This is a genomic window from Robinsoniella sp. KNHs210 (assembly GCF_000686105.1).
Lineage (GTDB): Bacteria > Bacillota > Clostridia > Lachnospirales > Lachnospiraceae > Robinsoniella > Robinsoniella peoriensis.
The window spans coordinates 359,940-371,681 of record NZ_JMLZ01000001.1; the positions used below are offsets into that span (position 1 = coordinate 359,940).

2 protein-coding genes are annotated in these 11,742 nt (G+C 43.8%); both read right to left on the reverse strand.

Annotated features, from left to right (window positions below; translation table 11 throughout):
• Window positions 1-87 precede the first annotated feature (87 nt).
• Window positions 88-7,560, reverse strand: a complete 7,473-nt coding sequence (locus tag CD03_RS0101545) for a LamG-like jellyroll fold domain-containing protein (protein WP_027292123.1) — start codon at window positions 7,558-7,560, stop codon at window positions 88-90.
• Window positions 7,561-7,766: 206 nt separating this feature from the next.
• Window positions 7,767-11,735: a diguanylate cyclase domain-containing protein gene (locus tag CD03_RS31975; RefSeq protein WP_044288838.1), complete on the reverse strand. Its 3,969-nt coding sequence runs from the start codon at window positions 11,733-11,735 to the stop codon at window positions 7,767-7,769.
• Window positions 11,736-11,742: the final 7 nt, after the last annotated feature.

The window sequence follows — 11,742 nt, forward strand, 5'->3', positions numbered from 1 at the left end:
TGCAATACCCTCCTCCCGGCTGCGGTTAAACCGTTTTCTGCCGGGAAAAGGGCATTGTTTCTGATTATGATGCTGCTGATACTGATTTTACTTAATTACTACGCTGCTCTTCTGTCCTCTGTTCTTAAATATTTTCTTATACTCTTTCACTTTTGAATTCGGGACATTAATCTTTGCTTTTGAAGAAATTCCCTTCAGTGACTTGCTGTATGCATTCTTCAGTACCTTTGATTTAACGGTAATAGATGTCAGTCTGCTGTCTCCATAGAATGCCTGTTGTCCAATCGCAGTCACATTTGCACCAATGGTAATCTGTTCCAGCTTCTTGTAACCCTTAAAGGATTTCTGCCCTATCTTGGTTACCTTGCATTTTACTCCTTTTAACGTTACCGTTGATGGAACAGTTACTTTCTTTACATTCCTGTTAGAAGCCCCGGCTACTAATACAGTTGCTTTGCCCGGTGTTGGGTTGGTCACTTTATACCGGATTCCTTTATAAGTAAGTATCTGGCCTTTTTTCAGTGCAGGTGCTGCCGGTTTGGGAGGCTCTTCCGGTTTCACCGGTTTCAGTTCCAGTCCGGTTGCTGCTGCCATCAGCCCGGATGCCGCCTGATTAATCTGTTCCTGGGTTGCTTGTGCATTGTTTAATACAGCTCCCGCCCGGGCAACGGCATCTTTCAGTGCATTGGCACTGGCCTGGGTGTATTTCGCTGTGTCCAGTCCCGCATAGGCACTATAGAGCACTTTTAAAGTCGCTTTATCTGTTGTGATCTCTGGTGTCTCCGGCTCTATTGTTAATTCTGCTGCTGCTTTTGCCAGTGCTGCTGCCGCTTCATCCACTGCTGTCTGGTCTGCATCTGGGTTATTCAGTACTACCTCTGCATGATGAAGTGCTGCAAGGAAAGCATCTGCACTTTCTTTTGTGTACTTTCCGGTATCCAGTCCGGCATATGCATAGTAAAGAACGTTCAGCATCGAGAAGTCTGTCTCGATTTCCGGTACCTCCGGATCTTCCGTCTGTACCTTAAGTGCTGTTGCTGCGGACAGAAGATCTGCTATAACTGCATCTACTTCTTCCTGCGCTGCGTCTTCTTTGTCAATCATTATCTGTAATGCCTCCAGTGCATCTGTGAATTCAGCTGCACTGTCATCTGTGTAACCGGACAGATCCAGTTCTTTGTATGCATTGTATAAAGCTTTCGCCAGTGATTTATCCGTTTCCGGTTCCGGCTCCGTTTCCACTTTATCCAGTCCTGCCAACGCTACCAGCAATCCGGATTCAGCCTCGGCTGCTTCTGCCTTTGTTGCATTTTCTTTTTTCAGAACTTCGGCTGCTCTATTCATTGCTTCTTTCAATGCTGCTGCACTTTCTTCTGTATAGATACTCGTATCCAGTTGTTCAATTGCATTGTATAAGGACTGTAACTGCGTCAGATCCGCCAATATACTTTCCAGCTGTGCAATTGCATCCTGAAGCTTTCCAATCTGTTCATCTACTGCGTCCTGATCCGCATATTCATTTTCATAAACCGCTTTTGCTTCTGCAATAGCAGCTTCCAGTACGGCAAAACTCACTTCTGTATAAGCATCCGGAATATAAGCTTCTGCTGTTTCCAGCACCTGCTGTAACTGGGTCTTATCCACAATCTTGTCCTCATCAGCATAGGTGCGCAGTGCATCTATTGTGATATTTCCGCCTTTATTTTCCAGTCGTATTGTATGCTCCCCATAAGACAGATCCGTTTTGCTGAATACACACATCTGGTTTGCCCGTTTAAAATATCTTTCATTTGGGATCAGGGTATTGACATCATTCTGTGCCTCTCCGTCTATGGTAATGCCCAGAAGACAGCCATCGGTATTAACCGTTGTAATAATATCAATTCCGGTTCCGGTAAAGGTATATTCTGCCGAATCACCTGTTAGATTTCCATAGTGGATGTCTCTGTTATACTCTGTAACGCCATCCGGATCACCGCCCCTGCCGCTGTAATAAGTAAAGCTTCCGTTATACACAATTGCTTCGTTATCATCATTTATAACAGCATCCGGCTCAAGACCTTCAACGGTTACGTGAATAACCTTTGTGATACTGCTGTCCTTTGGATGCGTTATTATAATATCCGTGTTCCCTTTTCCCACTCCGTTGATCTGCAGGCCATCCGCTTTACTCCAGTTTGCTGCTGCTATTTCTTCGTTTTGGGACTCAACGGTTAAATCGGCCAGGTTTGTATCCAGATCAGTGGTAACTTTTACAAATTCTCTGTCTCCCGCAACTTTCAGATTCACGTCATCAGCTGATACCTTGATCTCCGGTCTGGCTGCAGCCTTTGAGCCGTAAACCTCAAGCTCGGATACATTAACATATCCGGAATAGCTTCCGCTAAGTCCATAGAATCCGCTGTTTATCAGGCGTACATATCGTCCCGTTACCGGTTTATCAAGAATCAAATCATTGCCTAATTCAAAGCTATAGAAAGTCTGATCGGTACCTGCCCCATACCCCATACTGTTATCCGAATCGGTATTGAGGACTGTTGTTGTATTTTCAGGTGCAAAATCTTTGTCTGTGGATATCTGAATTACCACATCCCGATATCTTCTCAATTCTTCATTATTATAATTGCGGAAGAACTGTGTAAGGGAAACCGTATCAATGTCATACAAAGCCTCCAGATCAATCTGGTATTTCAGACCATCCGATGTACCATTGGAACGTGCCGTCCAGGGAGTATCCTTACTTGCATAATCCAATACTTTACCATCATTCAGCCTTTTTGGATCTGTCATTCCGTCACTGTTCAGTGTCTTATTCAGCGCAAGGTTTTCCCTCTCTGATTTCCGGAACGGAATTGCCTCTGCTGAAGCATTTATATCATCCTGTCCAAGCGCTGTACTATAGAAAGCAAATTCATCCACCAGGCCGTTGTACTGGAGTTCTCTGACCTTTTCATCATTTTCCTTCGCACCTATCATTAAGGATTTTCCTGTGTCAACACCTTGCTGGGAGACCTCTCCCATTTTATTTCCATTCAAGTAGAGGGTAAAGGTATCTTTGCTGCGGGTAATTGCAAAATGGTTCCATGCCTGACGGGATTCTCCGCCTGTTACCTGTTCCATTGCAAATTCATCTGCGGACTTCAGAGTTTGCGTCTGTGCGCCGTCTGAAACTTCCAGAACCAGTTTTCTCTGTTGAAGTGAAAGCACCATATTTCCGCCCTGATCTGACAGCAGTACCTGTTTTGGAGTTCCTCTGACATGGGTAAAATCATCTTCGGTATCCGTAACCTCATTGTCTAAAAATAACTGGGGCTTAAACCATCCCTGTACGCTAAACGTATCCAGCCCTGCAATGGGAGAATCCGGAATGGAGATATAGTTCTGATTTTTTTCATACATATAGGCACCACGTCCGAAAGGTGTAGCTATACGCATATACTGTCCATTTATGAACCCGGCATTATAACCCTGCACCGCATTGGAAATAACATCTCCCTTAGCCTCGTCCATATGGTAGAGTGCCGTTAACGACTTATTGCTGTCTTTTAGAGTTAAACCATTCATCGCTTCCTGCATACGTTTCATCAAATCAACAATCTCCGCCGGCATTATGCTTACCGGATCCATTTTGTCAATCTCCTGAATGATATCTCCAAGCGGTTTGTAGCTCTCCTCCGTGTAAAGGCGCTCATCCAATGACTTAGCTGAGTCCGCAGCTGCACTGAACGCAACGAATCCCGACTGCTCCAAAAGTGTTACGTCTGACTGTTGCAGAGATACATTATATAATGATATTTCGCTGATATCGCCGCTGAAATAGTTCACGCGGTCACCGCCTGCATTATTCCTCATGGCACCGGCCAGTAAAGCATTCTGGGTGTCATTTACACCAATGTCAGCTGTCTTCGTGTCCACAGCTTCCCCATTTAAATAAAGCGTAAACGTTTGTCCGTCTCTTACAACCACCGCCAGATTCCATTTTCCGGGGAGAACATTTCCGCCGCTGAGTGCAACTTCTTTACTGTCTGCATCACTGGCATGGAAGCTCAGGCTTCCCGTCTCCGCCGTAAGTGTCAGATCGTCTGCCGGAATTCCTTCCTGCCCCTGGCTCAGTAAAATCTGTTTTTTCTCTGAATCAGTCTTAAACCAAAGGCTCATAGAGTACTGGTCCATCCCCTTTAGCAGTCCGCTTCCCAGATTACCATAAGAAGTTTTTTCTTCTTTCAGTCTTGCTGCGGAGCCGTAGGTCTGCTCCAGTGTTTCCATATTATTGGCTTTTCCGGTATAATTGCCGAACGCATCCGTAATCAGCCCTTCACCTGCTTTTTCAAATCCAAACTTGGCAATGTAGCCGTAGATAATTTTCTGTTTGTGTACTTCCATCTGGTTCTTTGCCGCAGAAGCATCACAGACATTTTCTATCTTTATGGTGTACGGCTGCAGCATGGAAAGTGTATCTGTCGTCAGCGTAACCTTCGCTTCCTCAACCCGGGCCTCCTTCACACTGATGCCATCGGAGACACTGTAATTTCCGATATTTTCTGCGGTCTTAGTATCTACTGCCTCATTAAATAGAACTTCAATGACCGTATCACTTCTCGCTTCCACTTTTGTAACCTGGGGTGCATTGTTATCTGCTTTTGTATCTACGGAAACCGGATCACTTAAGCTGCCTTCTACACCTTTTGCGACTGCCTTTACCGTATAAACATAGTTCTTCTGCTCCGCCAGGGAAGTGTCTTCGTATGTATTTTCCATAGTCTGTGCGATCAGCTCGTCGTCCCTGTATACCATATAGCTGTCAACCGTAACTGTCGGCTTTTCAATTTCAATACCGTTTTCGATCATCTTAAAGGCAACATCTTTATCCCAGTCAAGCACTACCGAATTTTCGGTTGCCTCCTGAGCGGTCAGTCCGGTCACCTTTCCAACCTCCAGGCTGACTTTTGGCGCTTCCTCAGAATTATAAATACTATAATAAGTAAAACTCATAGGAGGCAAAGTCACTTCCAGCTGTGCATTTCCGTTAGAGTCAATGGACAATACTTTCTCCTGAACTCCTTCACGCATAAAGACTGCCTGCCCATAATCACCAGCCAGGGCATCCGGCTGTCTGTAATTCGGTTCAGACTGGGGAAGCCAGCTGTAGTTCGGCGGATAAGCGCCATATCTGTGGACATTTTTACCCATAGAATTTTTCAGCGGCACCGGCGGATAATTCAGTTCTTTTGCAAGCCCGGTATAATACATCGGTACACTGATTACTTCGGTTTTCTTCTCATCGGTCTGGTTATATACCCATAAGAGCCCCTTTTCCCCATCATTCATTGCATTGACATGGTATAAAGTATCCATTTTAACGCCACGCTGCCGGTTGGTACCTGCAGCATCATAGGCTGCCTGGGAAATATGAACCATATCGGAGTTTACAATCCCACGGTAACGTTTGTAAAATTCTACCCACTTGTTCAGAATATCCTGTGTTCCATCGTCAAATAATGCCGGTCCCCGGAAATCAGAATTGACTCCGTTCCCTATATTCTGGGCGATCACCCAGTTATAGTCCTCCTTCTTCTCTTTGAAAGGCTGGAACGCTGCGTCCCCGCCGCCGCCGTGATATTCTGCAAACGGTACATGAGACCAGCTCATGGACATTGTTCTGCCATAGGAAGCATTATGCATAAGCTGACGGCCATACAGCAGCTGCTCCTGTCTCGGCTGGCTCCAGGCTGCCTCTTCATATCCGATACCGCATTTGTTGGCGCCGTTTAAGTAATACCATGCAGGCACTTTTACAAATACACCCATATCACGGAATTCTGCACACATCATGCGGACTCCGTTTTCCCACTGCTTAACCTGGGAATCAAAGACACCGTTGTGGAATTTGTATTTTGATGCTTTTCCAGTATCTGCATCTAACGGATTCGCCGGATCCGTTTCCTTATCCTTGTTCACGTGCTGTTCCCCGCAGTTACAGTAGTTTCCAGGATAGGTACCGTCAATCTCCACACAGTCCAACCCCGTATACTGTACAAAATTTTTAAAATTATCCCAATAATCATCAAAGGCTGCGGATGCCAGACACATGGAGGCACCCCACTGTCCTTCTGCGTTTGTACCATACTCCTTATTCTGGCTGTACTGTCCTCTCGTGTACTGTGCCTGGTAGATTCCGATTGCAATTCCCTTGCTATGAGCATAATCCACCAGCTCTTTGTACTTATCCAGAGTTGCCTGATCCCGGGCAAGCATCTGTTTGGATTCATCCGGAGCACTGTAAGACTGTATGATCATTTCAAATTCAGCTTCTGCTGCATGATCAATGACTTCCTTTGTCAATCTCCCTGTATTATGGTGGGTCAGCGGGTTATCTGTGATCCACGGAAACAGTGTGCGGTAAATACCAAGACGTTCCCGCATTTTCAATTCAAACCAGTAGGTGCTGTGTACGAATTCATAGGTATCAAACCCGATCATGGATTCTCCCTTTGCCAGTTCGTAAGCCGGCCCGACTTCATAACAGCTGTGGGTGATATCCTGAAGTCCCAGAAATGGGCTTCCCTCTTTTTCCAGGTCACATTTGCAGGGAAGCGGGCGGTTAATGGGAAGTGTGCTCTGATCTCCGCAGGTGTATGTGGTTTCCATAGCCAGCAGATCATCCATATTTTGATTTCCATTGATTACTTCCGGTGCCAGCCGCCCAATCATAATCTGGCTGTCTCCTTCATTTACGATCTCCACACGCTTTTTCATTGCGGGGATATTGTCGTACATTTCGTAGATAATTTTTATTTTTATTCCCTGATAGGATTCCGGAAATGAGTCTGGTGCTGAAAAATTAAACTCCAGGTGTTTTCCTTTCGGCGGCCACTCCTTCGCCGCCGGATCTCCGAAGATTTCGCTAGAAGTCCATTCAAAGGGCTTTTCACAGCTTTCGCTGATTGTATATCCGTCAAACACAAAGGTGTTGTTATTTTGGGTTCCTCCTACATAGTAGTAATCCGGATCCACTTTGATACAGCTGTCCGGTATCTCTATCGTATTGTCCGCAGATGCAATTGAATCCCTATGTATTTTGATTCCTTCATCACTGTATACCTCCCGGTAAGGTTTATCATATAATCCGAGATAAATTTCCGGCATTACTGTTTCCCCATCCATCATCTCTTTATCGATATACAGATTTTTGTAGCTGTCTGTGTAAAATTCAGTTCCGCCTTCCCCGGGAAGCTGAAAGCGGCGTTCAACAATGCTGTTTCCAATTGTAATGCTACCACTATCCTCCGTCACTGTAACCGGCAGAGATTCATCCGTTTCCAGCCAATGGCGCTTTCCATTGACTGCATTTTCAAGCCCTTCTACCACTTCTCCTTTCTCATTAACATAAGGTGATGCAATCCAGGGTTCCTCTGCAGCCCCCTGTGTCACGGCTCCCTCCTCTGCATTGGGCCCGGAAGCAGCTGCCAGTGTGTCGATGTCCGGCACCAGGGTACAGATTAATGAGCTTGCCAGCGTCAATGCGAGCCAGCGTTTCAAACCATAAATCTTTTTCTTCATCCTTGTTCCTCCTTCTATAAGTTTCCATTTTTTAAGACTGATCTCTCAGGGTACTTCATACTTCTGATTCCGGAAACTTTATATAATCACATTATAGCAATCATTTGCTTCAAACTGTGAGGAGGTATTTTACTTGTTTAGGGGGATTTTTTTTACCGGGGGAATTTAAAATGCCAGGCTTCGAAAAGCCTGGCACACCATAGTTTTTATTTTTCCAAATATCTGATTTCAAACTGCTCTATAGATACCGGCTTCCCAATCAGGTACCCCTGTATATAATCGCAGCCAATTGATTTTATAAAGTGAAATTGTTCTTCCGTCTCCACACCCTCAGCACAGCAGCTGATGCCAAGATCATGCCCCATATCAACGATGTGTTTCATTAAAGTTTCGCATTTCTCTGTCTCTCCGTACCTTTGAACAATGCCTTTGTCTATCTTCAGAAGATTAAAATTTGCCATGAGCAAAAATTCATAAGAAGAATACTCGACCCCAAAATCATCTAAAGCAATACGAAATCCCCGATTACTAAGTTCATCCAGTAATCGTGCCATCAGCTTCTTATTCAAAGTTTCCTGGGTTTCCGTCACTTCCACCTCCAGTTGCCCCGGCCTTAAGCTATATCGTTCAAAGATATCCTGGAATTGTTTTAAAAAATGATGATCGAACAGGGTGATTCTGGAAAAGTTGATTGCTAATTTCATGTCTGATAAGTGCGCAGCCTTCCACTTAGTCAGCAGCCTGCACACTTCTTCCATCACAAAAAAGTCTATATTTGAGATTAATCCTTCACTTTCCAGCATTGGTATGAATTTAGCAGGGGAAGAGATCGTGCCATCCTTTTCCCGATAACGTACCAGGACTTCCGCACTGTCTATTTTCCCCGTTTGTACATTAAGCTTCGGCTGGAGATAAATCAGATATTCGTTATTCAGGATAGACTCCAACAGCCCCCGAAGTAAAGGGATCTTTGTAACTGAGATATCTTTTGTTTCCTTATAATAATCCTGTTTGTTAATATACATCAGCCGATCCGCTTTATTCACCAAATCAATCAGGTCGGCCTCCACATCACTCCAGGTTGTTCCTATAGCTATTGAACTGTGTCCATCTTCCGTCAGGCTTTCTGTCAAACCGGTTAATTGTTTTCGGAATTCATCATAAGACATGGATTGCGTAACAATTAAAAATTCATCCCCGCTAAGCCGAAAGCAACGCTCCTTTGGAAAAAATTCTTTCATCTTCTCTGCGATATGGTTAATCAGCATATTCCCGCAAAGATGTCCTTTTAAGTCATTCAGCTTTTTCAATCCGTTGATATCCATGAATGCCACACCTACCGGAGCGGGATGGCTTTCTAAAAAATCATCACAATATGTCATATAGCTATTTCGATTCTCCAGTCCCGTCATAGAATCCTGATAGCTCATTTTAACCAATTTCTTTTTCAGTGAATTTTTTGAAATCTCATTTTCAAGAAAATAGCTGAGTTCCTTCAGATAGTAAAAGTTTTCCTTGTGTATCTTCGGATCATCGATTCCTAAAAAGCCTTTCATCTCCCCCTTTACATAGAGGGGTATCGCCATAAGGCTATTGATTCCCTGCTCTTTTAATATCTCAAATTCCAGGTGGCGTTCATCTCCCAGTTCATCAACATTTTCTATGTTAATGTAATCTTTTAATTCAAACTGCTCCATCCAGAAAGTAATCGCCTCAAGGGGAACGTTCTGCAGCATATTAATCTGGGGCTCAACCCCTTCTGCACAAATCTCATAAGTATTGCTTACCACTCCCATTGATTCATCTATCTCAATAATGTATACCCTGTCCGACTGATAATAATCCTGTACAATTTCGAGAACGTATTCAATGGCATCTTCCAGATACTCGGAGGAAGTCAGACATTGGATACAATCCACGATACTTTTTTCCGCAGTAATATGATGTTCCATATCCTGCCGGGTATGGAGTAATGCTGCATTCGATTCAATTCGGAATGAAACAAGATATGCCTCCTTTCCAAACCATTTCGTGGAAGATGCATGTATTTTTGAATGTATACTGTCCTCTGCCATTTTACCTTCCCACACCCGGTCCTCAAGGAGCGGGCAGAACCCACAGGGTTCCTTTTTATCAAATAATACACTGTAACAGCATTCTCCCTGCCGGATACCCTGTCGAAACTCCTTTGCCTTTGAGTTTAAAAATAGGAGTGCAAAAGTATTCTTCTCTACGATATAAATGCAGGAGGACTGGGAATCGAGTATGGTACGCATCTGTAATTCCATTTCTGCATTCCGCTCCATTACCCTTTTTTTCTGCAGAAAGGTCGTCAGCATTTGGGAAACCATAGACAGTACATCAACTTCCTCCCGGGTCCACAGACGTAAACCTGTGCATTCATCAAACCCTACAAATCCGGCAAATTCCTTTTCTTTCCAGAATGCACATTGCAGCGTAGAATAAATACCCTGCTTTTCCAGCAGCTCCCTTTGTGTGGTGGGCAGCAAATGGGTGTCCCTGCAGTAGAAAATAGAATTATCGTCAAACATTGTCTTGTAATCTCCAGCCTCGCTGGCATCTATATTTTGAAGATTCTGCATTTCCGGATTAATTCCTTTATTGCACCATTCATAAGTATTCGAATGATATTTTCCATCCTCTGTAGATTCAAAAATATAGGCGCGGCTCACATCAAATCGCCTTCCAACAATCTCCAGGGTCAGATTAATTGCCTGTTCTGTATCCTCCGTTCTATAGAGTATTTTAAAGATATCAGATAAAACATTACTTTGCTGCCCTGATGACTTTATCTCAGAATCGATAGCAGTGACAAGGTTTGAATAACCTGCTTCCTCAATCTGATATGAGTGCTGATAGTCGTACATCACATATTGGTTCTTACCCTGGATTTTTGCCTGATATAATGCCTGATCAGCATGGCGGTATAATGTTTTGAACTCATTCCCATCTTCCGGGTATACAGCAATTCCAATACTGCAGGTAATCTGAACCGCCATCTTCTCATTTTTAAACAGATGGCTGAACCCTTGCAGTAATTCTTCCGTCTTTTTACTGGCAGCTTCCCTTGATGCGATATCTTTCATAAATATGATGAACTCATCTCCGCCGACTCTCCCTACGATATCGCTTTTTCTCATGCGGTTCTTCATCGAGGCTGCCAGCTCTGAGAGAACTACATCACCAAGCATATGTCCTTTCGTATCATTTATCTGTTTGAAATTATCGGTGTCTATCATCAACAGCGCACAAGAATTAGCCGGTTTTCCCTGCAAATGCCGTTTGATCCTCTCTTCCGTCTCTTCCCGGTTATAAAGCCCGGTCAGTACATCTCGTTCTGCCCTGGCGCGCAGCTGCTCTATTACCTGCATTTCCTCATTAATGCAGAACATCATCCCTACCGCCTTGGCAGGTTTTTCATCACTGTCATATTGTGTGATCGCATGAATCCGATACCAGATGTACTCATTTTTCTCGTTCCGGATACGAAATTCTGAAGTTGAATATAATTTCCCCTGCTTTACACTTTCGCGTAGATTCATCAATACCTTTTTATCATCGGGATGAATATAATGTGATGACACCAGATGACTGCTTATTTCACGGATTATATGTGCACTGTTTTGAAAATCACTGGAATATGCCATGGTATCCGTGACTACGTCCCACTCAAAAATCATGACTTCTGACTGTTCTGAAGCCACGTCTAAATCCTTAAGGAAAGGACCGACTCCACACTTGGTGTGAAGGAATCCTTTCGCTTCCTCTTGATCCATGATCCTCTCTGTGATCATTCCAAGTATGATCTCTTCCCCGCTTACATCTTTGATACTCTGTCCGAAATACTGTACCCACAGATAGGTTCTATCTTTACAGACCATACGGCAGCAGCAGACAATTCTATCTTTATTCTGATTTGATTCTTTAATGTTCAGCAGTAATTTTTGCCTGTCATCAGCATGAATGATGTTAACCAGCCCACTGCCAAAGCATTCTTCCAAATCCGCAACTTTATATCCGAATAGTCTGAGAAATCCCTTATTCACTTCTTTAATGGAAAGATACTCATCCTTCCTGCATTTTACAATACCAACCCGAAAATCATCTGTGATATTCTGAGATTTCATACTACTTTCTTCCATTGTTCTAATCATCTTTTGC

Excerpts from the sequence above, each read along its gene's own strand:
- CD03_RS31975 (WP_044288838.1), bottom strand. The coding sequence starts at position 11,735 with ATGATTAGAACAATGGAAGAAAGTAGTATGAAATCTCAGAATATCACA.
- CD03_RS0101545 (WP_027292123.1), bottom strand. The coding sequence starts at position 7,560 with ATGAAGAAAAAGATTTATGGTTTGAAACGCTGGCTCGCATTGACGCTG.